Origin of the sequence: Methylobacillus flagellatus KT (assembly GCF_000013705.1) — a bacterium.
GTDB lineage: Bacteria > Pseudomonadota > Gammaproteobacteria > Burkholderiales > Methylophilaceae > Methylobacillus > Methylobacillus flagellatus.
The window spans coordinates 1,137,413-1,161,554 of the sequence record NC_007947.1; the positions used below are offsets into that span (position 1 = coordinate 1,137,413).

The following is a 24,142-nucleotide window of genomic DNA, read 5'->3' on the forward strand; positions in this document are numbered from 1 at the left end:
CATTGCTTGTGAATTCTATCGGGCAATATAAAGCACTGCCATCCGCCTTACTCCTACAATCTCTGACGTTGATTGCAGCCATGATTATGATATCAACTGATTCTTGATGGCATAGTAAGTGAGATCTGCATTGGTCTTCAAGCTCATTTTTTCCATGATGCGGGTACGGTAAGTGCTGACAGTTTTCACACTGATGCAGAGTTCTTCGCCGATTTCAGTGGCGCTCAGGCCGCTGGCAAGTTTGAAGAATACCTGGAATTCCCGGTCTGAAAGCGTTTCATGCAGCAGCTTTTCCGAGGGGTTGCTCAGTTCGTTAGTCATCAGCTCGGCAAGTTCGGCCGAGATGTAGCGCTTGCCGTTGGCAACGGTGCGGATCGCCTTGATGATCTCCTCCGAGTCCGCATCCTTTGAAAGGTAGCCTTTGCATCCGCTGCGCATGAGGTTGAGTGCATATTGTTCTTCGCCGTAGCCACTCAGGATCAGTACGGGCAACTCTGGCGCAACATGTCGCAGGTCGTGCAAGGTGTCCACGCCGTTCTTGTCTGGCATGGCGATGTCCATCACGATCGCATCATATTGATTGCTGCGTACCAGCTTGATGGCCTCTAGTCCCGAGGCGGCCTCTCCGGTCACCTCGAGGTCGGATTCCAGTTCAATTAGGTTGCGCAATCCCTGTCGGACAATATTGTGGTCATCAACCAATAATATTTTTTTCATGTATGCTGACGATCCTTGTCATCAAATAATCTATAGTGATTTGAGGATACTAAGATGGCTTGCCGGTCTCTGCAAGCCATCATCCAAGCTTGCCGGTGCGGTTGGCAATGCCAATGCTTCAATCGTCCTTGCCCAGGGCATAGCCCACCAGCACACCCGCTCCCACTGCCAGTGATAATGTGAGCAAGGAAGGCTTACGCAGCCATTGTCGCGGTTGGATCCGGCTGTTTTTCAATACCTGGGACAACTCCTTGTCCAACGACTCGGACCATTCGGAAAAATTTTCTGAAAGTTGCTCGATTACATGCTCTGTGGCGTTACTGTGTGCGTCTGGATCCAGAATGTCCCTGAGGCTTTCGAGCAGAGCCAAGGCTTCCTTCTTGCTGTCCCGGGCCTTGTTTTCCAGCTTGCGACCCAGCTTGCGTACGGATGCCTTGCCTGCCTTGGCGCTATCGCTCAGGGTTTCCTGGGCCGTCTCCGCTAGCTCGGAAGCCTGGTCTTTTATTTCGCTTGCTGTGTTGCTGTTGAACATGTCGTGCTCCAATACTGTCTATGAAAAAATCTCACAAAAATCCGCACCGCTCTCCTAAATACCGCGTGGCTGATCAACGCTTGTGAAAAATACCCGCAACCAAGGAGACGATGGTGATGATCAGAAAAACGAAGAACAGGATCTTGGCAATTTCTGCCGCCCCTGCCGCTATCCCGCTAAAGCCGAAAAAAGCAGCGATCAATGCGATGACAAAGAAAATTACGGAATAATGCAGCATCATTTTTCTCCTTGGCTGGTCAGTCTACGGTTTACACTGTAGGCTTTTGGTCCGTCAGGAATTAGCAGACAGCCACTGAATCGCTTGTCAGAAAATACTTACACGATGTTTGGAATGTCATGAATATCAACGCCATCGGCAACAAAATGAAGGGGTGGGCAGAGAGTCTGGTCAAGCGGCTCGGGGGAAAGGTATTGGCCATTCTGTTTGCCTCCATGATCTTGGCATTGGTGTCCGTGATGTTCACCGATGCCTGGCTGGTGGAAATTGAGAAGCAAAACGCCCAGATCGAACAGGTGCAGCGCAATATCACCGTCCTGCAGCAGTTGCGCACCAGCCTCAACCTGGCTGAGAGTGCGCAACGAGGATACCTGCTGACCCAGCGCCAGGAGCTGGTTTCCACCTTTAACCAGGAAATCGATGCTGCACGCCGGCATATCCGCAAGATTGAGGGGTTGTTCAACAGTGAGAAGATCGCTATGCAGGGCAAGCAGGAGCAGAGCTGGCTGATTGCTCTCAATTCGGCCCTGGAGGCCAAGAATGCGGAGATGAAGCTGGCCATCTCACTGGTGCAGTCCGGCAAGGCGGAAGAGGCGATGCAGGTCATCAAGCTCGATCAGGGCGTCATCGAGATGGCCAAGTTCATGCAGTATTCCCAGACTCTGCTGGATCAGCAGCACGAGGCGCAGGCGCAGTTGATGAAAAAGCGCGCGCAGACCATCGTCATCACCCGTATTGCCCTAGTCGGTACGGCACTGATCCTCCTCCTTCTCGTGATCATGGTGATCCGACAGCTGGTGCGGGAAATGAACAGCCGTGATCATTTGCGCCAGCAGCTGGCGCGAGACTGTGCGGCCTATGAGGAGCGCATTCGCAGCAACTCCCACATGATGAAGACGCTGGCACTGGATTACCAGTCCGATGTAGAGCGTGCTCGGCAAAAGCTGGCACGCGACCTACATGACGAGCTGGGTTCGATATTGACTGCCACCAAGATGGATATCTCCTGGACGATACGCCGCGTGAAGGATCAAGATCCGGAAATCGTGGAGAAGCTGGACAAGACGATGCGCTATCTGAACCAAGGCATTCAGTTCAAGCGGCAAGTCGTGCAAAACCTGCATCCCTCCATCATTACCACGATCGGTTTCTGGCCCGCGCTAAGGTCACTGATCGAAGATATGGCGGAGCGCAATGACTGGAATCTCGATCTTATCCTGCCTGGAGAGCAGATCGAGCTACCTGAAACCCTGGGTCTGATTGCCTACCGGGTGGTGCAGGAGAGCCTGAATAATGCCAGCAAGTATGCCTATGCCACCAGGGTATCGGTGCATATGGTGAATGAGCTGGATTACCTCAAGTTGGAAATTGAGGATAACGGGGTGGGGGTCGACTTGAACAAGACCTCTTCCGCGACCCACGGCCTTTCTGGTATTCGCAACCGTATCATGGCGATTGGCGGGCGGGTGGATATCGTCAGCTCTCCCAATCAGGGCTTCCTCCTAGTCGCTATCATTCCCACCAAGCTTTGAGCCCGGGGCTGGGCTCTGCATCTCTAGAAGCGCAGGAACAAGGATGTCGAGAACACGTGGTGCATGCGGTCGAAGGTATGGCCGCGGACATACTGGTTGACGTAGCCGATCTCGAGCCGGGCATTTGCAGCTGCCTGCCAGGCCAAGCCAGCAAATGCGCGGTTTTGGTCGAAGCCGCTCAGCGCCCCCCAGTCCGTGCTGCGTGTGCTGACGAACAATTCATCCCATACCAGCCAGTTCAGCGACTCTGTGCCTTCGATCTTTTTGATGGCGCGTACCAGCTGGCGTATGCGGTGGCCTGTGTCGTTGCCAGTGTCGAAATTGCGTTGCTCCAGCCGGGTGCGGCTAGTAATGACAATGCCGCTTGGGGTAGGAGGAAAGGTATACATGAATTGCTGCCACCAACGTTGCTCATGGTTCTTGCCTTGGTCAGTATGTGTCCTGACGTCAGCGTAGCCCAGCCAGATGCTGGCCCGGTCTGAAAGCCAGTAGTTGATGGCAGGCCTCAAGATGGTCTGGTCATGCTCGCGGCCTTCCTCTTTCAGCCGCGGCTGTACTTCTGCGTACCAGCCGATATGCTTGTCCTCCGATAACATGCCCTCCATAGTGAGGTTGATCCAGAGCCGTCCGTCCTCTTCAACCTCGGCATGTGCCAGGCAGCTACTGGCACACAATATGGTGGTCAGCAGTGTATGCAATAAGGGTGTATCAATTCTCATGCCTTTTCCTTCCTCCAACGCAATCTGCAGCCATCACGGCTGCCATGGCCTGTCATTGAGGGGGTGACTGTAACCCACCCTCGTGCAAAAGGCGAGGCCAAGGGGATGTATTGTCAGTTGGCTCTGACATGATTTGCAGCCCCATGCTGACGGTCAGAGCTGTCGGAAGACATTACCATGCAAGCACATCACTGGAATTACTTTCCTAATTTAACTGGAGGAGCACAATATGCATCGTTCGACCAAGACCAACATCATTTCCAGCGTCATCACCATCCTGCTGGGGGCGGCTGCAAGCGGCGCATGGGCAGTATCCATTTCGGAAGAGCTCAACCAGAGCCCTGACGTGAAGCAGTTTCATGAATTGGACGTCAACAATGACGGTCACCTTACTCAAACTGAGGCGAGCCGTGATAGTTTTTACACCAAGGAGCATTTCAATGCCGCCGACAAGAACAAGGACGGCAAACTGACTCAGCAGGAATACAGTGACTACAAGACGGCCCAGCAGAAAAAGGAAGTGGGACGCGTTGTGGATGACACTACCATCACCACCAAGGTGAAAGCCAATATTCTGAAAGAAGAGGGCTTCAAGGGCCTGCAAGTCGGCGTGGAAACCTACAAGGGCGTGGTGCAGCTGAGCGGATTCGTCAGCACCAAGGCACAGATACAGAGGGCCGGAGAAATCGCCAAGGCGGTAGAGGGCGTGAAATCCGTCAAGAACAACCTGAACGTGAAAAATTAAATCACTGCTGTAATGCATGACCAAAGAAGCCCGTGGTGTTTGACGGGCTTCTCTTTATTTTGGCTGCTAGCGATGCAAGGTATCCTGGTGGGGGAGTTTCATGCCGGGGGTGGAGTCATGCTCGACAAAAATCAGCTTGCTGGTATCGAAGCCCAGTTGCTGAGCCCTGGCTATCAACTCGGCCTTAATGGGATAGGATAATTCGGGTGTGCGTGACAGTATCCAGAGGTAATCGCGATTGGGTCCCGCCACCAGCGAGAAATTGTAATTGACGTGATCCAGCACCAGGATGTTGTAGGCCCCGTAGAATGGGCCGAAGAAAGATACTTTCAGTTTGCCTGTATCGGGACCATCGACGAAATACGCTTTGCCTTCCGCTTCTTTCCAAATGCCTTTTTCAACATCGTATCCCCGGTTGATGACTTTCAGCCCGCCGTCGTCGCGCTTGCTATAGGTCGCGGTGACCTGTTGCAAGCCTCGCTCGAATGAATGATCCAGGCGAGCGATCTCGTACCAGGTGCCCAGGTATTGGTCGGGCTTGAAATGAGTGACGGGCCTGGTGCCTTCGGGCGTACCGGTGCCGGCGCATGCCAGGAGTATGCATGGAAGGAGGAGCCAGAATAGACGTTTCATCATGGTGGTTTCTATCCGGATAATGATGTTGCAATGAAGCGGTCAAGTGCCGCTGCGAACGCCTGCCGGTCTGCCTGGCTGAATGAAGCCGGGCCGCCCAGTGCCACACCGCTGCTGCGCAAGTCTTCCATGAAGTGCCGCATGGCAAGCCGCTCGCCTATGCTGCCCTTGTCATACATTTCTCCGCGCGGGTTGAGCGCGTGGGCGTCTTTTGCAATCACCTCTGCTGCAAGCGGAATATCTGCGGTAATGACAAGATCGCCTGGCTGAAGTTTTTGCACGATCTCCTTGTCCGCCACATCGAACCCATCCGGCACCTGCAAAGCGCGGATATGGGGTGAGGGCGGTACCCGCAGCAGTTTGTTGGCCACCAGTGTGACCATGATGCCGGTCCGGTCTGCAGCGCGGAACAGGATTTCCTTCACCGCTACCGGACATGCATCTGCATCAACCCAGATATGCATGGCGAGTGTCCTTTGTCTTAATGGGCATATTCTTCCAGTACTTCGAGGAACGCGTCCCCGTATCGTGCCAGCTTGGCCGCGCCTATGCCGCTGATGCGGCCCATTTCCGGCAGACTGCCGGGTTTCTGGTTGAGTATTTCCAGCAGGGTGCTGTCGTGAAAAATGACATAGGGAGGCACTTCCTGCTCGCGGGCAAGCTCCAGCCGCTTGGCCTTGAGTGCGAGCCAGAGCGGGTCGTCCTGCACTTCATTGTAGGCTTCGCGGCTGCGGCTCGCGCGCTCGGCTTTGCTTGAGCTTGCACGCACATCGGGTGGGTCGCTGCGCAGCCAGATTTCCGTTTCCCCGCGCAGCAATGGTCGGGCTTCCTCAGTAAGACGCAAGCCGCCGTAGCCTTCCATGTCGGTGGAGAGTAGCCCGGACGCCACCAGCTGGCGGAACACGCTGCTCCATTGCGCCTGGTTCAGGGCCTTGCCGATGCCGAAGGTAGACAACGACTGGTGGTTGAAGCGCTTGATCTGCTCCGTCGTCTTGCCCAACAGGATATCGATGAGGTGGCCCGCGCCGAAGCGTTGACCGCTGCGGAACACGCATGAGAGTGCCATGCGGGCTGCCTCGGTGCCGTTCCAGGTGTCCACCGGGCTGAGGCAGTTGTCGCACTGTCCGCAATTGCCCGGGTGCTGCTCACCAAAGTAGCGCAAGATGGCTTGGTGGCGGCAGGCCGTGGATTCGCAAAAGCCCAGCAGGGCGTCCAGCTTCTGCCGTTCCAGGCGCTTTCTCTCCTCCGGCGTGTCGCTGCCGTCGAGCAATTGGCGCATATTGACCACGTCACCCAGGCCATACACCATCCATGCGTCCGCATCCAGGCCGTCGCGGCCAGCGCGCCCGGTTTCCTGATAATAGCCTTCCATACTCTTGGGCAGGTCGAGATGGACGACGAAGCGCACGTTGGGCTTGTCTATCCCCATGCCGAAGGCTACGGTGGCGACCATGATGATGCCTTCCTCACGTAGGAAGCGCTGTTGGTTGGCCTGGCGCACTGTGGCGTCAAGTCCCGCATGGTAGGGCAGTGCATCCCAGCCCTGCTCCTTGAGCCAGGCTGCTGTTTCCTCCACCTTGCGGCGCGACAGGCAATAGATGATGCCCGCGTCGTTGGGGTGCTCGGATTCGAGGAAGCCGAGCAACTGCTTGCGGGCGTTGTTCTTCAGCGCTACGCGGTAGCGGATGTTGGGGCGGTCAAAGCTGGAAATGAATTGCCGCGCGTGCTCCAGTCCCAGGCGCTCGACAATTTCGTTGCGGGTCGGCGTATCGGCAGTGGCGGTAAGCGCGATGCGCGGTACTTCGGGGAATTCCTCGTGCAGCACCGTCAACTGACGGTATTCTGGCCGGAAGTCATGTCCCCATTGCGATACGCAATGCGCTTCGTCGATCGCGAACAAGGCAATACCGAAGCGCTGCTGGATGTCATGCAGGGTGCTGAGAAAGCTCGGTGTCATGAGCCGCTCTGGCGCGACGTACAACACCTTCAGCTCTCCGCGCATCAAGGCCTGATAAACATGGCGTGCGGTATCGGCATCCAGGCTGGAATTGAGGAAGGCCGCCTGGATGCCAAGCTGGCGCAGGGCATCCACCTGGTCCTGCATCAAGGCGATCAGCGGGGAAACGACAATGCCGACGCCTGGTCGCAGCAGAGAGGGAATCTGGTAGCAGAGCGACTTGCCGCCACCTGTCGGCATGAGCACCAGCGCGTCGCCACCGTCAACCACATGATTGACAATGGCTTCCTGCTCGCCACGAAAGGCACTATAGCCAAAAGTTTGCTCCAGCAGTTGCTGGGCGGCAGTGTTTGCCTGCATGCTTGCCAGGTTCTAGCGGCGACCCCGGTTGGGGCGCTGCCCAGAGGTATTGTGGAATTGACGCTTGGGTGGCTGTGGCGGCACGAACAGCCCGACCTGCGGCATGGCCTGGTGGCGTGCGGCTTCGGACAAGAGCGGTTCCGGTTTTTTCTTGGCTTGAACCGCCTGGCCCTGGCCCTGAGGCTTGCTGCGTTGCGCTTGTGGCTGAGGCTGGCCTTGAGCCTTGGCCTGGTGATTCCGGCCTTGACGCGGCTTGTTGCCGGAGCGCGGTTCGGCGCTGTTGCCAGCCGCGTCACTGCGCTCACGCTGGGCTTGCGGACGGTTACTTTTCGTTTGGCGCGCTTGGGCAGGCTGCTGCCTGGGCGGGCGGCTTTCCACGCCTGGTTTATCACTGGGAACGAAAGCGCCGGGAATGTCCAGGCGCGGGATTTCACGCTTGATCAGACGCTCGATGCCCTTGAGCAGCTTGATTTCCTCGCCATCCACCAGAGAGACGGCAGCGCCCGAGCATCCTGCGCGGCCGGTACGGCCAATGCGGTGCACATAGTCTTCCGGCACGTTGGGCAACTCGAAGTTCACCACTTGCGGCAACTGGTCGATATCGAGGCCGCGCGCGGCAATATCGGTTGCCACCAGGACCGGCAGGGTACCGTTCTTGAATTCGGCTAGCGCCTTGGTGCGGGCGGATTGGCTCTTGTTGCCGTGAATCGCGGCAGCGGCGATGCCGTCCTTGCTGAGTTTTTCCGCAAGTCGGTTGGCGCCATGCTTGGTGCGGGTGAATATCAGCACCTGCTTCCAGTCGTGGTGGCGGATCAGATGCGCGACCAAGTCGCGCTTGTGCCCCTGGCTGACGAGGTGAACGGCTTGTTCGACCAGTTCGGAGGCCGTATTGCGTCTGGCCACTTCCACAAAGCCGGGGTTGTGCAGCAGGCCGTCGGCCAGCTCCTTGATCTCGTCTGAGAACGTGGCGGAAAACAGCAGGTTCTGGCGCTTTTTCGGCAGCAATGCCAGTACGCGCTTGATATCGCGGATAAAGCCCATGTCCAGCATGCGGTCTGCCTCATCCAGGACCAGAATCTCGATCGCGGACAGGTCTATGGTTTTCTGCGCTGCATGGTCAAGCAGGCGGCCGGGCGTGGCGACCAGAATATCCAGTGGCTTTTTCAGGCGCTCGATCTGCGGGTTGATGCCCACACCGCCGAACATCACCATGGATGTCAATTTCAGGTGTTTGCCATAGGTTTGTACCGATTCTTCCACTTGGGCGGCAAGTTCGCGCGTCGGGGTCAGGATCAGGCAGCGAGGCTGGCCGGGCTTGACCTTGACCGGCTTGGCATGCAACAGGTGAAGCACGGGCAGGGTGAAGCCCGCTGTCTTGCCGGTGCCGGTTTGCGCACCTGCCAGCAGGTCGCCGCCATTCAATACCAAAGGAATGGCCTGGGCCTGGATAGGGGTCGGGTGGGTATAGCCGGTATCTGCAATGGCACGCAGGATGGGTTCTGCCAGGCCGAGATCGGAAAATTGTAAGTTGGAAAGGGTAATGCTTACGTCAGTAGACAAGCTGAAACTCCATTATTCAAAGGGTGTTTTGTCGGCCTGTTACGATGACATAACTCCAATCTAGGCAGACAGCAGGAAGGTATCTGTTAGGATTCAAGACCGCTGCGCGGATTGGATGTAGCGCAGGGAATAGGGATTATACGGCAAAAACAGGCAAGCTGTGGCCATGCAGTTTGAAAATATCTCTGTCACCATGCTGGCAAGGTGCTGATATCTGTGATGAGCACTGCCGGGAGCCTATGCCTGCCGCATCGGCGCTACTGCTGCCAGCATCGCTGCATCCAGCCAGCGCCATGCCCCCGGTGCCAGGTCCTCCGGCAAATCAAGGCTGCCGATGCGGATGCGTTTCAACGCCTCCACCCGGTTGCTAACTGCGGCCAGCATGCGTTTGACCTGGTGGTATTTCCCCTCCGCCAGCGTCAGGTGCAGCACATGGTCGCCCACTATTTTCGCGGACAGTGCGGCTACCGGCGCCGGTTCGTCAAGCAGTTGTACGCCGCTCAACAGCGAGGTAACTTGCGTTTCATCCAAAGGATGCTTGGTGGTGACCTCGTAGACCTTGGGCACCTTCCACTTTGGCGAGCTCATGCGATGGATGAACTGTCCGTCGTCTGAAAGCAGCAGTAGCCCGGTCGTGTCCTCGTCCAGCCTGCCTATGCTTTGCACCCCGCGTTCCAGCAGCGGCGCAGGCAGCAGGCTGAAAATGCTGGGGTGGTGCTGCGGCTTGTGCGAGCATTCATAATGCGCTGGCTTATTCAGCATCAAGTACGCTTTTTCCCGGTATGTCCATGTCTCGCCACGCACGGTGAAAACAAGGTGTTCTGGGTCAAATTCGGTAAAGGGGAAATCACACACCTCGCCATTTACCGCGACCTCGCCGTGGCGGATCATCGAACGGCAAATCTTGCGGGAGCCAAAGCCCTGCGAGTGCAGGATACGTTCAAGTTGCATAGGGATCAGGAATTAAGGTTGGTCAGTCGGAATATCGGCATCGCAGGCGGAATTCACCCACTTGCCAATGATGGTTGAGTTCTGGTTGACGGGCAGGCCCTGCGCAATGCCCTGCATGGAGATACGACCCTCGAAAGCGCTGTCGCTAAGCAAGGTCATGTCGAAGCGACCATTGCCCTGAATTGCGCCATTGCAGCTGATGTCCCCGGTGACTTTGTCGCCGCTGTGCTGGTAATTGCGCACGCTGCAACCGTCTTCCGTTTGCGGCAGCAGCGGTTGCTTGAGCTTTGCCTGCTCAGGCGTAATGCATTGCTGCGTCACGATTGCATGACCGCCGACAGGCAGTTCGATGCCGAATTGCCGCAACTGTTCCAGTTGCTCAGGCGCAATCGCGGGCAGGCCTTGTATCGTCACGGAGGTTTCCCACTGGCCCGGCTTGATCTGGTCGATGGCAAGCGCAGTGAAGGGACTGAGGAGCAAGGCGCAGAGAGATAATCTTGCAATGCGGTTAGGCATGGGCTAAGGGAATATTGATCATGAGAAGGCAAGTATAACACCCGGCAGGCAACTACTTCCGACCGGAAAAACCAACTAGTGGCAGCATGGGGAGTTGGTCCGCAGAGGCGCCCGGTTTCCGGTTTAGAATATGCTTGGATATTCATGCATGTCCATGTTGTGCGACTCCCCATAATTTTGCGAGAAAATGCCAATGAAACCCTGCATTACCTCTTTCATGATCCTTGTTTTTTGCCAAGTGCTTCCCGCTGGCGCTGGCGGGAGAAATTGTATCGATGAGGCTGGCAAGCGCCATGCCGACATCCTGGTGGAATGGTGCAAGGCAGTCAGCCCCGCCACGCATCCACCCTGCAATACAGCAAATAGCTGCGATTTGATCATAGACGAGATTAAGCGCGGCTGCGCCTTCGTCAGGCAAGAAGAAGCTTCGCCTTACTATTGCCAGCTGACCTATCCCCGCAACTACGAATAAGGCAAGTTAGCCATACCCTTCTTAAGGGGTTGCCTCGGATCAAGACCGCGTGGCTCAAGGGGAGAGGGACGGTAAGTGTATAATAACCATGTTGCAGTATTGGTTAATCGGCAATCAGTCACGTGCTGGGGTTTGCCATGCAACATCTTTGTTTAATCCAGAAGTGAGTCAAAATGAGCGAATTACCTAATTGTCCCCAATGCAGTTCCAGCTATACCTACCAGGATGGCGCCTTATTCATCTGCCCGGGATGCGCGCATGAGTGGACAAGCGAGGACGAAGAGGCGGCGGGCAGCGATTTCATCGTCAAGGACGCCAACGGCAACCTGCTGCAGGACGGCGACACGATTAGCGTGATCAAGGACCTCAAGGTCAAAGGTTCATCTCTTGTGGTGAAAGTAGGTACCAAGGTCAAGAACATCCGCCTGGTGGATAGCGACCACAATATCGACTGCAAGATCGACGGCATCGGCGCAATGAAGCTGAAATCGGAGTTCGTGAAAAAGGCCTGAGTCATGAACGACATCAGCTTCGAGGATTTTCTTAAGGTGGAATTGCGCGTGGGCGAAGTGGTTTCTGCCGAGATATTCGCCGCAGCCCGCAAGCCCGCCTACATATTGCATATTGATTTCGGTCAGGAGATTGGGATATTGAAATCCAGCGCCCAGATTACCGTGCGCTACCAGCCTGATGACTTGATCGGCAAGCAGGTGGTGGCGGTGGTGAATTTTCCTGCGAAGCAGATTGGCCCGATTCAGTCGCAATGCCTGGTGACCGGGTTCCATGATGAGAATGGAGCAGTGGCTTTGTGCGTGCCGGATAAATTGGTGCCTAAGGGGGCGAAGTTGCTTTAGATATGGCTTGTCAATTGAATTGAAGATGCATGTTCAGAAGTTTTATTGCGATTAATTAGTAAACAAGTTTAGTGCTTATGATAAAAGTCATCTACCTAAATTTTAGATGAGCTAATTGCTTATTCCAAGCCTGTAATATTGGAGTGGTTGGAAAGAGCATTGACTTAGGTCTTGATGCTTAAATACCATCTGGCTATCTAAAAAACATATTTAGAAGTGCAGTTGACCCGTGGCCTGTGAAATGTGTCATGCCCTTAATGTTCGGCCTCATTAGCACTACTACCATCCAGAACAATCATCTTTAACAGAGGAAAAACGTATGCGCTTCAAGTGCGTTGAGTTTTCTTGGCGTGCAGCCTTTATTGGTCTTTATCTCACCCCAGAACGCGACAAGCTTTGGGTAACGATCGTGCCGTTTTTCCCGCTTTATTTCAAGAAGTCAACGTAGTATCGAATTGGTTGCTTTTCGCATGCTTCGCTTTCATGCAGCATATCGGTGGATGCAATGCTTAGGCTTAATCTGGCTGTCAGTCCCAGCTAGTTAGGGTTTATCCGCTTCAGGATCAAGATAAGGATGACCGTTTTTGGTAGATCAGGCCCCGATTGAGGCCGGGTTAATAGTTATATGAGCTTTAGCACTGCCAGCGCAAGGCTGCAGTATGCACCGGACTATCCCAGTGCTGCCTGATTTCATCATCAAGCAGGGTGACGGTGATAGAGGCACCTGCCATGTCAAGGGCGGTGGTGTAGTTGCCTACCAGTGATCGACTGATGACCAGGCCTTGCGCTTGCAGCAGCTTGGCTGCGCTGTTGTAGAGCAGGTACAGCTCCATGAGCGGAGTGGCGGCGAAGCCATTGATCAATAGCAGCACCTCGCTGCCCGGTGTCGGCTTGAGGTCTTCCAGGATGGCGGCGACCAGGTCTGCGACGATGGCATCGGCGTTTCTCATCGCTTCGCGCCTGCGTCCGGGCTCGCCATGGATGCCGACACCCATTTCCAGTTCAGTGTCGCCAATATCGAAGGTTGGCCGGCCCGCTGCGGGCACGGTACAGCTGGTGAGGGCGACGCCCATGGAGGCGGTGCGGCTGTTGACCTTGTCGCCGAGCGCCTTGCAGGCGGCGAGGTCGGCTCCGGTCTCGGCGAGGCTGCCGACGACTTTCTCCACGATCATGGTGCCAGCCACGCCGCGACGGCCGGTGGTGTAGGTGGAGTTCTCCACCGCGACGTCGTCGCTGGTGAGCACGGTGGCGTTCTCGAACGTCAGCATCTCGGCCGCCATCTCGAAGTTCATCACGTCGCCAGCATAGTTCTTGACGATGAACAGCACGCCCTTGCCTGCATGTACGGCTTCGGCTGCGGCAAGCATCTGGTCGGGGGAAGGGGAGGTGAACACGTGGCCTGGGCAAGCGGCATCCAGCATGCCGTAGCCGACATAGCCGCTATGCAGCGGCTCGTGGCCCGAGCCGCCGCCGGAGATGATGGCGACCTTGTTTTCTGCTTTCTGCCTGCGGGTGAGGAAGTGCGGCTCCAGATTGAGGCTGACGATGTCCGTATGCGCCGCAGCAAAGCCACTCAGGCTTTCGGTGAGGATGTCGTCGACGTTGTTGATGAATTTTTTCATGTTTTCCTCTTCCTCCTTTGCGCTGGCATCAGACGGCCTGCTGCTTTGCCAATTCGGCAATGGTATGGATGATGATCTGGCTGCTGCGTGCGCCGGGATCGATATGGCCGATGGCGCGTTCGCCGAGGAAGGCGGCGCGGCCTTTGGTGGCGACCATGTCCTTGGTGGATAGCATGCCTTGTTCGGCAGCCTGCTGAATGGCGTCGAACACCTGGGCCGGTTCGGCATTGACGGCTGTGAGGCGGCTGAAGGTGTCAGCAACCGGGATCAGGGTATCCAGCAGGGTTTTTTCGCCAGCATCGGCCTTGCCACGCTGCTTGATGGCCTCGACGCTGGCATGGAAGGCGGCGGCAATTTCGGCCAGGCTGTTGAGGTCGCCGGCTTTTTCCACCTTGGCCATGGTCATGAAGAAGGTCGCGATCAGCGGGCCGGATGCGCCGCCTATGGTGGAAAGCAGTTTCATGCCGATGCGCTGCAGCACGTCGGCAGGCGGTAGCGGTGCGAGCTCGTCACGCATGGCGAGCAGGGCGGCACAGCCGCGCTTGAGATTGATGAAGTGGTCGCCGTCGCCGATCTCGCGGTCCAGAGACTCCAGTTCGGCCTCGCTGTTGAGGACGGCGTCATTGACCGCGGCGATGGCTTCAAGGATGAATGCGGTTCTCATTTAAATATTTCCAGGCCTCTTCCAGATTTCTTCCACCTGGCCGTTGTCGGCCACGAATACGGCATCGGCAAGCTCGTCGAACACGCCATGCTCGACAATGCCCGGGATGTCGTTCAGCAGCCGGTTGAGCTCATCGCTCTTGAAGGTTTTCGGCAGCGTGAGCTCCAGTACCAGGCTGCCGTGGGAGGTGATGGCCCAGCCATCCTTGGCGGCATTTTGCCGCAGGCTGCTTGCGATGCCCAGTTGTTGTAATGAGGCCTGGACCAGTTGCCATGCGAACGGGATGACTTCTAGCGGGATGGGGAATTTTTCGCCCAGGTGGCCCACCAGCTTGCTTTTGTCGACCAGCACGATGAAGCGCTCGCTGGCGCGGGCCAGCAGCTTTTCGCGCACGAGGTCGTAGCCGCGCCCCTTGAGCAGGGCTAGGTTGGTGGTGACCTCATCGGCGCCATCCACGTAGAGGTCGAGCCTACCAAGATGCTCGAGCGCCACCAACGGCAAGCCATGAGTCTGCGCCTGGATGGTGCTGGCTACGGAGCTCGCGGCTGCGGTGATATGCAGACCTTCGTCGCGGTGGCGCCGGGCCAGTTCCTCGATGAAGTAATTGGCGGTCGAGCCGGTGCCCAGGCCAACCACCATGCCGTCCTGCACGTGCTGTGCCGCCTGTATGGCGACGAGTTGCTTGTCGTTCATCGGTTTTCTCCTCCGTGTAGCGGGTGTTTTACGCGAGCTGTGAGCGATGAATCGAGTAAAATGGTCCGGTCTCAAGCTGCGTGCGATTTTTCATGACATTTAAACATATCACCTCCCGCGATAACAGCCTGTTCAAGCAATTGAAAAAACTGGCCGACAATGCACGAGAGCGGCGCAAACACAATGAAACCCTGCTCGATGGGCCGCACTTGCTCACGGCCTATATCGAGCGCTTCGGCATGCCGAAGCTGCTGGTGACTGCCGAGGGCGAATCCACCAATGAAGTGGTTGGCTTGCTGCAGGTGCTTGCCGATGTGCCGACAGTGATGTTCACTACCTTGATGTTCGCCGAGCTGTCGCCTGTGGCAACACCGACAGGCATTCTTGCGCTGGTGGATATTCCGCAGCAGCCGGTGCCCGAGCAACCGGATTTCCTCCTGATGCTGGAAGATATCCAGGACCCGGGCAACCTGGGCAGCATGCTGCGTTCCGCAGCCGCAGCTGGGGTCGAGGTGGTTTACTTGTCGCTGGGTTGCGCGGATGCCTGGTCGCCAAAGGCTTTGCGCGGTGGGCAGGGGGCGCAGTTCATATTGCCGATCGTCGAGCGCGCTGATCTGGAAAATGTGACGCGGGGATTTGCCGGGCAGACGCTGGCGACTACCCTGATGGGGGAGTCGCTTTACGAGATGGACTTGCAGCCGCCGACGGCGTTCATGATCGGCAATGAAGGCACCGGACTGAGCGAGACGCTGATCAAAGCCGCCAGCCGCCAGGTCAGCATTCCCATGGCTGGGCAGGTGGAGTCGCTAAACGCTGCAGCAGCAACTGCGATATGCCTGTTTGAACGCAGCCGCCAGAAGGCGGTGCATAGGTAGGACTGGATTGGCTAGTGCCGGACGTCGTTGCCTGGCATGACGATTTCCGTGGTGAACAACTGCTCGGCATCTACTTCGTCAAAATGGTATTCCGCGTTGCAGAAATCGCAATTGATATCGATGGTGTGCTGTTCAGCCAGAATGTCGGCGACTTCTTCTTCACCCAGCATGCGCAACATGTTGCCTACACTTTCGCGTGAGCAGCCGCAATGGAATTTGATGGGCTGTTCCTTGAACAGGCGCACGTCTTCTTCATTAAACAGGCGCTTGATCAATGACACGGCGGACAGGTCGAGCAGTTCTTCGTCCCGCACCGTATCCGCCAGCATGATGATACGGTTCCAGGCATCGGGATCGGCGGCATCGGGTTGGTCCGGCATTTTCTGCACCAGCATGCCTGCGGCACGCTTGCCATCGCAGGCCAGCCACATGCGGGTATCTATTTGCTCTGAGCGCTGCATGTAGCTCTGCAGTATTTCCGCGATGCTGCCACCCTCGACCGGCACGATGCCTTGATAAGGCTGGCCGCCGTCGCGCGGGTCCAGGGTAATGACGAAATGGCCATTGCTGACCATATCGCTGAAACTCATCCCGTCAAGCTCCCCCGACCACTTTGCCGTGGCGCGGATGCCAAGATCCGAGGTACATTCCACGACCAACAGCTTGAGCGGCCCCTTGCCTTGGACTTGCAACACCAGGGCGCCGCCTTTCAACTTGAGTGTAGCTGCCAGCAAAGCGCTTGCTGCCATGAGTTCACCGAGTGCCTGGCGCAGGATCTGGGGGAAATCATGGTGTTGCAGCGATTGCTGGAAGCTGTCGTCCAGATGGACGATACTGCCCCTTACGGGCGTGTTTTCGAATAGAAAGCGGTGCAGATGGTCGCTGATTTGCATGGAATCCAAGATATAAAGAGTATGACGGTTGAAGACAATGATAACACCGTGCAGCCTGTAGGTTGTGTACTGTCTTAATCTACACGGTGATGGCCCGTTGGCGCGGAATCCGGCTTGGCTGCCAATGTTGTATGGCCCATTGCCATATGTCTGCGTGATGTCCTTGACGTAGATCATCTGGAGGCGATTGCTGCAGGAATGCCAGCGCTTGCCACAAGTCTTCCGTTTTGTGGCGGCTGTCGAGTGGCTGCGCCAGGGTTTGCTTGCTGAGTTTCTCCCCTGCCGTATTGGTTGCGACCGGAACATGCAGGTATTGAGGCGTGGCATACCCCAGTAGGCGCTGCAGGAATATTTGACGCGGCGTGGAGTCCAGCAGGTCGGCACCGCGCACAACATGCGTGATACCCTGGGTCTCGTCGTCTACGACGACGGCAAGCTGGTAGGCAAACAGGCCATCAGCGCGCTTGAGGACGAAATCGCCGATATCGCGCGACAGCACCTGGCTGATCTCCCCTTGTACTGCATCCTGGAAACTGATGGGCATATCACCTACCCTGATACGCCATGCACGGGCAGTTTTGCCGGGTGGCAGGCCGTGCCGGCAAGTGCCGGGATACACCAGCCCGTCGATACCGTGCGTGGCCGAGTCGGCGATTTCCTTGCGCGAGCAACCACACGGGTAGAGCAGGCCGTCGGAAGCCAACTGCTGCAAGGCATCCAGGTAATGTGCGTTACGCTGGCTTTGGTACAGCACCTCGCCATCCCACTCAAAGCCGTATTCCTCCAGTGTACGCAGGATCAAACCGGCAGCGCCGGGCATTTGCCTCGGCAGGTCTAGGTCCTCGATGCGCACCAGCCATTCTCCTTGCCTGCTGCGCGCATCCAGATAGCTTGCGACTGCGGCAATCAGGGAGCCGATATGCAAGGGCCCGGTGGGAGAGGGGGCAAAGCGTCCCCTGGGCTTGGGAGTCTGTGCCACGGCAGCAGGCGCTAGTAGAGGGGGTTGGATGGTACAGGCTGCAAGTAGGGCGGGATGTGCCAGCTCTGCAGGTGGCGGCCCAGCATGACCAGCTCGCAGGAAAGGCGGTCACTGCCACGCGCGCTGACCTCGAATTGATAGGTACGGCGCAACTGCATACGCCCGCGGCTGTTGCGACCGAACCAGACCTTGCTGCAGGAAACGGTGTCGTCCAGCAGTTGCAAATTCCAGCGTTCCGCCAGTTCCCTTCCGCAGGCAATGGCTTGTTCGCGGCTGGAGATGCTGTCTATCCAGTACCAGGCGCCGATGACGGCAATGATGAGCAAATAGAGTTCCATTATGGCTTCAGTGAGTCGGGTGCTTCTTCGGGTTCGTCTTCGTGCAGGGAAAGGCTGTCGATGCGCGCGCTATTGTCCTCCGCAGAGGCATGCTTGCCGTGCAGCTTGAAGCGCAGGCGCAGCTCGTTGTAGGAGTCAGCATTGCGCAATGCGTCCTCTTCTGTGATGCGGCCTTCCTCGCACAGTGCAAACAAGGCCTGGTCGAAGGTCTGCATGCCCAGCTCGACCGATTTCGCCATGGCGTCCTTGATCATATTGGTTTCTCCCTTGAGGATGAGGTCGGCGACCAAGGGAGAGTTGAGCAGGATTTCGATCGCAGCGCAGCGTCCGCCCCCTTTCTTGGGCACCAGGCGTTGCGAGATGAACCCGCGCAGGTTGAGCGACAAGTCCATATGCAGCTGCGCATGGCGCTCTTCCGGGAAGAAATTGATGATGCGGTCGATAGCCTGGTTGGCGCTGTTGGCATGCAGCGTCGCCATGCACAGGTGGCCGGTCTCGGCAAATGCCAGGGCGAATTCCATGGTTTCGCGGTCCCGGATCTCGCCGATGAGGATGACATCCGGGGCCTGGCGCAGAGTGTTCTTGAGCGCGCTGAACCAATCGTTGGTGTCGCGACCGACTTCGCGGTGTGTGATCAGGCAGTTTTTGCTCGCGTGCACATATTCCACCGGGTCTTCCACGGTGATGATGTGGCCATGGCTGTGTTCGTTGCGGTAGTCGATCAAGGCCGCGAGGGTGGTGGATTTGCCCGAGCCGGTACCGCCGACGAGGATCACCAGGCCGCGCTTGGCCATGATGACGTCCTTGAGCACGGGTGGCAGGCCCAGATCATCGAAGCGCGGGATCTGTGTCGTGATGGTGCGCAACACCATACCGACTTTTTCCTGTTGGATGAAGACGTTGACGCGGAAGCGGCCTATGTCTTTTGGCCAGATAGCGAAATTGCATTCCTTGTTCTGTTCGAATTCCTGGCGCTGCTTGTCGCTCATGAGCGCATGGGCAAATGCTCTGGTGTGCTCGCCGGTCAGCTTCTGCTGGGTCACCGGCGTCATTTTGCCGTCTATCTTCATTGCCGGCGGAAAGTCCGCGGAGATGAACAGGTCAGATGCCTTCTTCTCCAGCATGGAGCGCAACAGCGTATGCATATAGGCTAGAGCCTGTTCCTGATTCATGCCAAATCCAATTCGGGATGCGGGTTAAAAGGGCGGTAAAGCGCCGGGGCAGACGCCATATTAAATGAGGTTGAACGCTGCTGTCATTATCTCCGGCTTGGAGCGACTGTGCCGCGCCATTGCGCGCTAGTCGGCCACGCCTACAGCATGGGGCTCTCGTATGCAGTCAGATTTTCCTGCATTGGAGCTACCTAAATTTAATTTGGCGGATGCCGCTAATATGCTTACACTGCCATCGCAGTTTCCGTGGGGGACTGCTTTCTGAATTGACCGCAAGCGAGCCGTACTAAGTCCATGAATGATAACCGAGAACGCGAGGCCATGAATGCCTATCTCAAGCTGCTCAAGAACAAAGGGGTCGATCATGAGGGGTTAAGGCAGCGGGAACAGTGGCTGCTCGCGTTGGTGCCAGCCATCGCCGGGCAACCTGCGGACGGCCTGATCTACCGCGAAGCCGTCGAGCACCTATTGACCGAGGTCGAGCGGGAACAGTGGCCGTTTTTTCTCTCTGTGGTGCGCGAGTACTACCATTTCTGGAATCATGACATCAAGACGATTGCCGCATTGAATGCAGGGCATGAGTTCGAGCTCAACCCGACCAAGTGGCAACCGCTGGAACACGACCTCAAGGCGCTCTGGCAGCGGCTGGATAGTGAGAAATTCGGCGTGGCAGAAACCTGGCCTCTCAAGGCATACGGTCATGCATTGCGCCAGGAAGGCGCGAGCCAGGCATTGGTCGATACCCGTCTGCGACTGGTCAAGTTGCTGCTGCTCAAGCTTAGGGATGTTCCCGAGCGTGACCATAAAGTGTATCGCCAGGCGGTGGATGCCACGGTTGGACTTTTCACGATGAAGCCGACGCAGCGCTTGTTTCTCGCCGTCGTGCGCGAGTTCTATTATTTCTGGATCGGCGACCCTGATGCCGTGAGCCATATCCAGATAGAGCGAGGCGACAATCTTGCCTGAGCGTAATGCAAGACTAAGGCTGCGTTGCTGGCTTCACTGCTCCGTGTAGTGATGGTGAGCTGATTGGTGTTCTACCTATCCAGAATGCCCATCTGATTTCAGGCCATGGAAATAGATCCAATCCGCATTATTCAGGCAAGCGGATGTTGGGGATACCCTGTGCTATTTCAGTGAATTGAGCTTGTGTTCCAGTTGATCGCAGATGGTCTTGAGTATCTTGATGCGGGCATATTTCTTGTCATTGGATTCGACCAGTGTCCAAGGCGTCTGCTCTGTGCTGGTACGGTCTATCATGTCGCAGACGGCCCGCTGGTAATCATCCCATTTTTCGCGGTTGCGCCAATCCTCATCGGTGATCTTGTAGCGCTTGAACGCGGTATTTTCCCTTGTCTTGAAGCGGGCTAATTGCTCATCCTTGTCGATATGCAGCCAGAATTTGACGAGCACGATGTCATGATTGACCAGCTGCTCCTCGAAATCATTGATTTCCGCATAGGCACGCATCCAGTCCTGCGTGCTGCAAAAGCCTTCCACCCGTTCCACCAGCACGCGGCCATACCAGGTGCGGTCAAAAATCGTAACGCGTCCGCGGCGGGGCAATTGCCGCCAGAAACGCCAGAGGTAGGGTTGGGCGCTTTCTTCGTCGGAAGGGGCTGAGATCGGGACGACGCTGTAGGTGCGGGCATCCATGGCCCGGGTGACGCGGCGAATGGCCCCGCCTTTGCCGGCGGCGTCAACGCCTTCAAAGGCCATGATCACGGAAAGCTCCTTGAATTTCTTGTGGCGAGTCAGCAGGTTGAGCTTTCCCTGGTATTCCTCCAGTTGCTCTTCGTATTCATTTTTGTCCAGCGATTTGCCAAGGTCGAGGGCGTTCAGGACGTTGAGGCCGTCTGCTGCCATCAGTGTCAGGGCCGGCGCCGCTGCCTTACGGGGTGGCGGTACTTTGCTGTCAAGGCGGTTGCGTATGGCCTCCAGCAAATATTTTCCCGTGGTCAGGCTGCGGTAATTGGGATCGAATCCTTCGATGACGAGCCAGGGTGCGTTGGCAGTACTGGTCTCGCGCAGGATGCGGCCGGTAAGAGTGCGGAATTCGTCATAGTGCTTGAGATGTTGCTTGTCCTGTTCCGTGACGCGCCAGCGCGTTTTGGGATTGGCTTCCAGTTCGGCAATGCGGGTTTTCTGCTGTTTTTTTGAAAGATGGAACCAGAGCTTGATGACGAGCGCCCCTTCATCCGTGAGCATGCGCTCGAAGCGCACAATATCGTTAATATGGCTGTCAAGCTTCTTATACAGCTTGCCGTTTTTCAGGTTTTCTACAATGGGCGCGGTATACCACGAGCCGAAGAAAATACCGATCTTGCCTTTGGGGGGTAATTCGCGCCAGAAGCGCCACATGGGCGGCCGTTCAGCTTCGTCTTCCGTTGCCGGCCCAAATGCACAGGTGTGGATCAGGCGCGGATCCATCCATTCGTTGAGCAGATTGGCGGTTTCGCCCTTGCCTGCACCATCGACGCCACCGATCAGGATCAAGACAGGGAAGGCCTTGGATTCTGCCAGGTCGAACTGGACGTCAAGCAGCGCTTCGCGTAAGGCTGGTACCTCTTTTTTGTAACAGTCATCGTCAATGCTGTGACCGAGCTCTGCAGATTCAAACATGAATACGCACACTTTCCGCTAATTGCATAAGGTTCATGGTGCATATATTCTCTGTGAGTGTCAAAACGTAAGTTTTCTACTCAACAAAAATGCTTTACTACCGATAATTAGATTAAGAATATCGCTTGCAGCCACGGATGCCTCCCCTTAACATTTAGGTTCCTAATCATTTTTTGATGCAAAAATAACTGCAGATTTGCAATGGTGAGTGTTGCAGGCAAGTGAATGAAAAGGATATATCTATGCAAATCGATAAGCTGCTAGAGATGCCGATTGTCGAGTCTGATGCCGAAGCATTGCAGGAGCGCCTGGTACAAGTAGAAACGGCCTTGCGCAAGCAGGATGTCCAGTTGCGCACCATTCTCGATAATCTTCCACTCTGTGCTATCTGCTTCGATGTCGAGTTTTGCTGTCAGTTTGTCAATCTGTCATTTTGCGATGATTTCGGGAGAACGCCCGAGCAGTGGGCGGGCGCCAGGTTGGCATCGATGATGCCCGAGGATTGGTTGCGTCATCTTGAGCCGGCCATGAGGCAGGCATTGAGCGGGAAGCAGGCTAATATTCATTTTGCCGTGCGCGGTGCCAATGATGAGATATTGTATAAAAATGCCCTGATTATATCGCGACGTGGGATGACCGATATGCCCCATGGCAGCACGACGGGTGTACTGGTGCTGGTGACGGACTGCACGGAGCAAGAGCTCATGAGCCAGAAACTCATGGCTTTGATCAAGGAGCATGATGAGCTCAAGATTGCACTGGATGCGCATGCCATTGTTGCCGTCACTGATGCGCGTGGGGTGATCACCAGGGTCAATGATAAATTCTGCTCCATTTCCCAATATGGCCGTGAAGAGCTGGTAGGCAGCACGCACAGGATAGTCAATTCCGGACACCACCCCAAAGAGTTCTTTCAGCACCTGTGGCGCACCGTGTCCTCTGGTCAGGTCTGGAATGGAGAGGTGTGCAATCGCGCGAAAGATGGCACTTTGTACTGGGTGCATACCACCATAGTCCCGTTTCTGGGCGAGGATGGCGTGCCCGTGCAATACATTGCAATTCGCGCAGACATTACCCAGAGGAAAATACTCGAGCAGAGCGTTCAGCGCATGGCGCTTTATGACGACCTGACTGGTTTGCCGAATCGCAGGCTGATGGTGGAACGGCTGCAGATGATCAGGGAGGCATGCGTCAGGTCGCATCGACACGGGGCCGTCATGTTCCTCGATCTGGACAATTTCAAGGAAATCAACGATACGCATGGTCATGAGCAAGGGGATAGATTGCTCAAGCAGGTCGGTCAAAGGTTGCGGGAAAACATTCGCCAGGTGGATACGGTTGCCCGGGCGGGCGGAGATGAGTTCATCATTTTGCTGGCTGACCTGGACGAGGATCCTGCAAAAGCGACAGCGCAAGCATACAACGTTGCCGAGAAACTACGCAATGCACTGAGTACCCCCTATATTTTCAATCGCATTGTGCTGCATACATCCACCAGTGTAGGCATCGTGATGTTCTCCGACAAGGCAAAACCCAAGACTGAGCTATTCAAGCATGCGGACATGGCGCTTTACCGCGCCAAGGCGCAGGGTAAAAACCGGATCTCCATGTTCGACCCCTCGCTGCAGGCCGAAGTGCTGGAATATGCCTCTTTGCTGGCAGACCTGCGCCAGGCATTGCAGCGGGACGAGTTCAGGCTGTATTTTCAGCCGGTAGTCAACCGGGATGGCAAGGTCATCGGCCATGAGGCACTGATCCGCTGGATCCACCCTGTCCGTGGCATGGTCCTGCCTGGCCAGTTTATTCCTGTGGCCGAGCAAACCGGCCTCATCCAGGAAATCGGTCAATGGGTGCTGTCAATGGCCTGCAAACAGCTGAATGTGTGGAGCGAGGATGCTGTCAAATCGCAGTGGACGTTGTCGGTCAATGTCAGTGCGAAGCAATTCAGGGATATGGATTTTGTGGGTAAGGTTCACGATGCCATCAGACAGTCGGGGGCTGATCCCAAGCGGCTATGGCTGGAGCTGACCGAGAGCATGTTCCATACGGATATTGTGCAGACGATAGAAAAAATGAGGGCATTGCAGGATATCGGCGTACATTTTTCCATGGATGATTTTGGCACCGGCTATTCTTCGCTCAGTGTCTTAAAGCTGTTGCCTCTAGACCAGCTAAAGATTGACCGTTCATTTGTGCGCGATGTGATTGATGATCCCAATGATGCCGCGATTGTTCGCACCATCCTGGCCCTGGCGGGCATTCTGAACCTGACGGTGGTGGCAGAGGGCATAGAATCCTCTGAACAGTTCGACTTTCTCGAGCAACATGGGTGCCAGGCATTTCAAGGCTATTTTTTCGGCAAGCCGGTTCCCATGGATGAAGAGACCCAGGCATCTGGTTTGATAAGTTGATTTGACTAGCAAGCCCAATACCCGCGTGGTTTGGCCTAGGTGAAAAGACATTAGCACTTGCCTCTGGGCGTATGGGCGGTAAGCGTG

General features: G+C 56.1%; 26 protein-coding genes. 8 read left to right on the forward strand and 18 right to left on the reverse strand.

Going from position 1 to position 24,142, the window contains the following annotated elements; genetic code table 11:
- Positions 1-84 precede the first annotated feature (84 nt).
- From MFLA_RS05570 to MFLA_RS14465, 3 genes are all read right to left on the reverse strand, one after another.
- Positions 85-717, reverse strand: coding sequence for a response regulator (locus MFLA_RS05570; RefSeq protein ID WP_011479310.1), 633 nt, complete (start codon positions 715-717; stop codon positions 85-87).
- A gap of 118 nt (positions 718-835) precedes the next feature.
- Positions 836-1,249, reverse strand: a complete 414-nt coding sequence (locus tag MFLA_RS05575) for a hypothetical protein (protein WP_011479311.1) — start codon at positions 1,247-1,249, stop codon at positions 836-838.
- Between the two features lie 73 nt (positions 1,250-1,322).
- Positions 1,323-1,487 (reverse strand): DUF1328 domain-containing protein, encoded by a 165-nt coding sequence (locus MFLA_RS14465; RefSeq protein ID WP_048811867.1) that lies wholly within the window; start codon positions 1,485-1,487, stop codon positions 1,323-1,325.
- A gap of 119 nt (positions 1,488-1,606) precedes the next feature.
- Here MFLA_RS14465 and MFLA_RS05585 point away from each other — a divergent pair, with 119 nt between their 5' ends.
- Complete coding sequence (locus MFLA_RS05585) at positions 1,607-3,019, forward strand: sensor histidine kinase (RefSeq protein ID WP_011479313.1); 1,413 nt, start codon at positions 1,607-1,609, stop codon at positions 3,017-3,019.
- A gap of 23 nt (positions 3,020-3,042) precedes the next feature.
- Here the strand turns inward: MFLA_RS05585 and MFLA_RS05590 are convergent, their stop codons facing one another.
- Positions 3,043-3,738: a DUF2490 domain-containing protein gene (locus MFLA_RS05590; RefSeq protein WP_011479314.1), complete on the reverse strand. Its 696-nt coding sequence runs from the start codon at positions 3,736-3,738 to the stop codon at positions 3,043-3,045.
- Between the two features lie 229 nt (positions 3,739-3,967).
- Here MFLA_RS05590 and MFLA_RS05595 point away from each other — a divergent pair, with 229 nt between their 5' ends.
- Positions 3,968-4,483, forward strand: a complete 516-nt coding sequence (locus MFLA_RS05595) for a BON domain-containing protein (protein WP_011479315.1) — start codon at positions 3,968-3,970, stop codon at positions 4,481-4,483.
- A gap of 66 nt (positions 4,484-4,549) precedes the next feature.
- Here MFLA_RS05595 and MFLA_RS05600 read toward each other — a convergent pair whose 3' ends face one another.
- The 6 genes from MFLA_RS05600 to MFLA_RS05625 all read right to left on the reverse strand — a co-directional run bounded on the left by MFLA_RS05600 (position 4,550) and on the right by MFLA_RS05625 (position 10,460).
- Entirely contained in the window at positions 4,550-5,119 is a 570-nt protein-coding gene (locus MFLA_RS05600; RefSeq protein WP_011479316.1) for a lipocalin family protein, read from the reverse strand.
- 8 nt (positions 5,120-5,127) lie between these two features.
- Positions 5,128-5,580: a YaiI/YqxD family protein gene (locus tag MFLA_RS05605; protein ID WP_011479317.1), complete on the reverse strand. Its 453-nt coding sequence runs from the start codon at positions 5,578-5,580 to the stop codon at positions 5,128-5,130.
- A gap of 17 nt (positions 5,581-5,597) precedes the next feature.
- Entirely contained in the window at positions 5,598-7,433 is a 1,836-nt protein-coding gene (gene recQ / locus MFLA_RS05610) for a DNA helicase RecQ (RefSeq protein WP_011479318.1), read from the reverse strand.
- Between the two features lie 12 nt (positions 7,434-7,445).
- Positions 7,446-8,993: a DEAD/DEAH box helicase gene (locus MFLA_RS05615; RefSeq protein WP_011479319.1), complete on the reverse strand. Its 1,548-nt coding sequence runs from the start codon at positions 8,991-8,993 to the stop codon at positions 7,446-7,448.
- A 237-nt stretch (positions 8,994-9,230) separates the two neighbouring features.
- The gene (locus MFLA_RS05620) at positions 9,231-9,944 is read right to left on the reverse strand and encodes a pseudouridine synthase (RefSeq protein ID WP_011479320.1); all 714 of its coding nucleotides are present in this window, start codon (positions 9,942-9,944) and stop codon (positions 9,231-9,233) included.
- A gap of 12 nt (positions 9,945-9,956) precedes the next feature.
- The gene (locus tag MFLA_RS05625; RefSeq protein WP_011479321.1) at positions 9,957-10,460 is read right to left on the reverse strand and encodes a DUF3617 domain-containing protein; all 504 of its coding nucleotides are present in this window, start codon (positions 10,458-10,460) and stop codon (positions 9,957-9,959) included.
- Between the two features lie 217 nt (positions 10,461-10,677).
- On the opposite strand from MFLA_RS05625, the gene MFLA_RS05630 reads away from it, so the two are divergent.
- The 3 genes from MFLA_RS05630 to MFLA_RS05640 all read left to right on the forward strand — a co-directional run bounded on the left by MFLA_RS05630 (position 10,678) and on the right by MFLA_RS05640 (position 11,786).
- Entirely contained in the window at positions 10,678-10,932 is a 255-nt protein-coding gene (locus tag MFLA_RS05630; protein ID WP_048811576.1) for a hypothetical protein, read from the forward strand.
- A gap of 173 nt (positions 10,933-11,105) precedes the next feature.
- Positions 11,106-11,444 (forward strand): zinc ribbon domain-containing protein YjdM, encoded by a 339-nt coding sequence (locus tag MFLA_RS05635; protein WP_011479323.1) that lies wholly within the window; start codon positions 11,106-11,108, stop codon positions 11,442-11,444.
- A 3-nt stretch (positions 11,445-11,447) separates the two neighbouring features.
- Positions 11,448-11,786: a tRNA-binding protein gene (locus MFLA_RS05640; protein ID WP_011479324.1), complete on the forward strand. Its 339-nt coding sequence runs from the start codon at positions 11,448-11,450 to the stop codon at positions 11,784-11,786.
- 632 nt (positions 11,787-12,418) lie between these two features.
- On the opposite strand, the gene dhaK is transcribed toward MFLA_RS05640, so the two are convergent.
- From dhaK to rpiA, 3 genes are read right to left on the reverse strand one after another with little or no spacing between them, the layout of a single operon-like run.
- Positions 12,419-13,408: a dihydroxyacetone kinase subunit DhaK gene (dhaK, locus tag MFLA_RS05645; protein WP_011479325.1), complete on the reverse strand. Its 990-nt coding sequence runs from the start codon at positions 13,406-13,408 to the stop codon at positions 12,419-12,421.
- A gap of 28 nt (positions 13,409-13,436) precedes the next feature.
- Positions 13,437-14,072: a dihydroxyacetone kinase subunit DhaL gene (gene dhaL, locus MFLA_RS05650; protein ID WP_011479326.1), complete on the reverse strand. Its 636-nt coding sequence runs from the start codon at positions 14,070-14,072 to the stop codon at positions 13,437-13,439.
- Positions 14,073-14,765, reverse strand: a complete 693-nt coding sequence (gene rpiA / locus MFLA_RS05655) for a ribose-5-phosphate isomerase RpiA (RefSeq protein WP_011479327.1) — start codon at positions 14,763-14,765, stop codon at positions 14,073-14,075.
- A 92-nt stretch (positions 14,766-14,857) separates the two neighbouring features.
- Here rpiA and MFLA_RS05660 point away from each other — a divergent pair, with 92 nt between their 5' ends.
- A complete protein-coding gene (locus MFLA_RS05660) occupies positions 14,858-15,640 on the forward strand; it encodes a TrmH family RNA methyltransferase (protein WP_011479329.1) in 783 nt (260 codons plus the stop codon).
- An 11-nt stretch (positions 15,641-15,651) separates the two neighbouring features.
- Here MFLA_RS05660 and hslO read toward each other — a convergent pair whose 3' ends face one another.
- The 4 genes from hslO to MFLA_RS05680 all read right to left on the reverse strand — a co-directional run bounded on the left by hslO (position 15,652) and on the right by MFLA_RS05680 (position 19,022).
- Entirely contained in the window at positions 15,652-16,533 is an 882-nt protein-coding gene (gene hslO / locus MFLA_RS05665; protein WP_011479330.1) for an Hsp33 family molecular chaperone HslO, read from the reverse strand.
- A 79-nt stretch (positions 16,534-16,612) separates the two neighbouring features.
- Complete coding sequence (gene gluQRS / locus MFLA_RS05670) at positions 16,613-17,512, reverse strand: tRNA glutamyl-Q(34) synthetase GluQRS (RefSeq protein ID WP_011479331.1); 900 nt, start codon at positions 17,510-17,512, stop codon at positions 16,613-16,615.
- Between the two features lie 11 nt (positions 17,513-17,523).
- Entirely contained in the window at positions 17,524-17,850 is a 327-nt protein-coding gene (locus MFLA_RS05675; protein ID WP_011479332.1) for a DUF3301 domain-containing protein, read from the reverse strand.
- Positions 17,850-19,022: a PilT/PilU family type 4a pilus ATPase gene (locus tag MFLA_RS05680; protein ID WP_011479333.1), complete on the reverse strand. Its 1,173-nt coding sequence runs from the start codon at positions 19,020-19,022 to the stop codon at positions 17,850-17,852. The genes MFLA_RS05675 and MFLA_RS05680 overlap by 1 nt, the downstream gene beginning before the upstream one ends.
- Positions 19,023-19,316: 294 nt before the next feature.
- Between MFLA_RS05680 and MFLA_RS05685 the strand changes: the two genes are divergently transcribed.
- Entirely contained in the window at positions 19,317-19,988 is a 672-nt protein-coding gene (locus tag MFLA_RS05685) for a hypothetical protein (RefSeq protein ID WP_011479334.1), read from the forward strand.
- A 162-nt stretch (positions 19,989-20,150) separates the two neighbouring features.
- On the opposite strand, the gene pap is transcribed toward MFLA_RS05685, so the two are convergent.
- Positions 20,151-21,644, reverse strand: a complete 1,494-nt coding sequence (gene pap, locus MFLA_RS05690) for a polyphosphate:AMP phosphotransferase (RefSeq protein ID WP_011479335.1) — start codon at positions 21,642-21,644, stop codon at positions 20,151-20,153.
- 242 nt (positions 21,645-21,886) lie between these two features.
- Here pap and MFLA_RS05695 point away from each other — a divergent pair, with 242 nt between their 5' ends.
- Entirely contained in the window at positions 21,887-24,055 is a 2,169-nt protein-coding gene (locus tag MFLA_RS05695; RefSeq protein ID WP_011479336.1) for a putative bifunctional diguanylate cyclase/phosphodiesterase, read from the forward strand.
- Positions 24,056-24,142: the final 87 nt, after the last annotated feature.

Coding starts and splice junctions, on each gene's coding strand:
- MFLA_RS05570 (WP_011479310.1), bottom strand. CDS start 717: ATGAAAAAAATATTATTGGTTGATGACCACAATATTGTCCGACAGGGA.
- MFLA_RS05575 (WP_011479311.1), bottom strand. CDS start 1,249: ATGTTCAACAGCAACACAGCAAGCGAAATAAAAGACCAGGCTTCCGAG.
- MFLA_RS14465 (WP_048811867.1), bottom strand. CDS start 1,487: ATGCTGCATTATTCCGTAATTTTCTTTGTCATCGCATTGATCGCTGCT.
- MFLA_RS05585 (WP_011479313.1), top strand. CDS start 1,607: ATGAATATCAACGCCATCGGCAACAAAATGAAGGGGTGGGCAGAGAGT.
- MFLA_RS05590 (WP_011479314.1), bottom strand. CDS start 3,738: ATGAGAATTGATACACCCTTATTGCATACACTGCTGACCACCATATTG.
- MFLA_RS05595 (WP_011479315.1), top strand. CDS start 3,968: ATGCATCGTTCGACCAAGACCAACATCATTTCCAGCGTCATCACCATC.
- MFLA_RS05600 (WP_011479316.1), bottom strand. CDS start 5,119: ATGATGAAACGTCTATTCTGGCTCCTCCTTCCATGCATACTCCTGGCA.
- MFLA_RS05605 (WP_011479317.1), bottom strand. CDS start 5,580: ATGCATATCTGGGTTGATGCAGATGCATGTCCGGTAGCGGTGAAGGAA.
- recQ (WP_011479318.1), bottom strand. CDS start 7,433: ATGCAGGCAAACACTGCCGCCCAGCAACTGCTGGAGCAAACTTTTGGC.
- MFLA_RS05620 (WP_011479320.1), bottom strand. CDS start 9,944: ATGCAACTTGAACGTATCCTGCACTCGCAGGGCTTTGGCTCCCGCAAG.
- MFLA_RS05625 (WP_011479321.1), bottom strand. CDS start 10,460: ATGCCTAACCGCATTGCAAGATTATCTCTCTGCGCCTTGCTCCTCAGT.
- MFLA_RS05630 (WP_048811576.1), top strand. CDS start 10,678: ATGATCCTTGTTTTTTGCCAAGTGCTTCCCGCTGGCGCTGGCGGGAGA.
- MFLA_RS05635 (WP_011479323.1), top strand. CDS start 11,106: ATGAGCGAATTACCTAATTGTCCCCAATGCAGTTCCAGCTATACCTAC.
- MFLA_RS05640 (WP_011479324.1), top strand. CDS start 11,448: ATGAACGACATCAGCTTCGAGGATTTTCTTAAGGTGGAATTGCGCGTG.
- dhaK (WP_011479325.1), bottom strand. CDS start 13,408: ATGAAAAAATTCATCAACAACGTCGACGACATCCTCACCGAAAGCCTG.
- dhaL (WP_011479326.1), bottom strand. CDS start 14,072: ATGAGAACCGCATTCATCCTTGAAGCCATCGCCGCGGTCAATGACGCC.
- rpiA (WP_011479327.1), bottom strand. CDS start 14,765: ATGAACGACAAGCAACTCGTCGCCATACAGGCGGCACAGCACGTGCAG.
- MFLA_RS05660 (WP_011479329.1), top strand. CDS start 14,858: ATGACATTTAAACATATCACCTCCCGCGATAACAGCCTGTTCAAGCAA.
- hslO (WP_011479330.1), bottom strand. CDS start 16,533: ATGCAAATCAGCGACCATCTGCACCGCTTTCTATTCGAAAACACGCCC.
- MFLA_RS05675 (WP_011479332.1), bottom strand. CDS start 17,850: ATGGAACTCTATTTGCTCATCATTGCCGTCATCGGCGCCTGGTACTGG.
- MFLA_RS05680 (WP_011479333.1), bottom strand. CDS start 19,022: ATGAATCAGGAACAGGCTCTAGCCTATATGCATACGCTGTTGCGCTCC.
- MFLA_RS05685 (WP_011479334.1), top strand. CDS start 19,317: ATGAATGATAACCGAGAACGCGAGGCCATGAATGCCTATCTCAAGCTG.
- pap (WP_011479335.1), bottom strand. CDS start 21,644: ATGTTTGAATCTGCAGAGCTCGGTCACAGCATTGACGATGACTGTTAC.
- MFLA_RS05695 (WP_011479336.1), top strand. CDS start 21,887: ATGCAAATCGATAAGCTGCTAGAGATGCCGATTGTCGAGTCTGATGCC.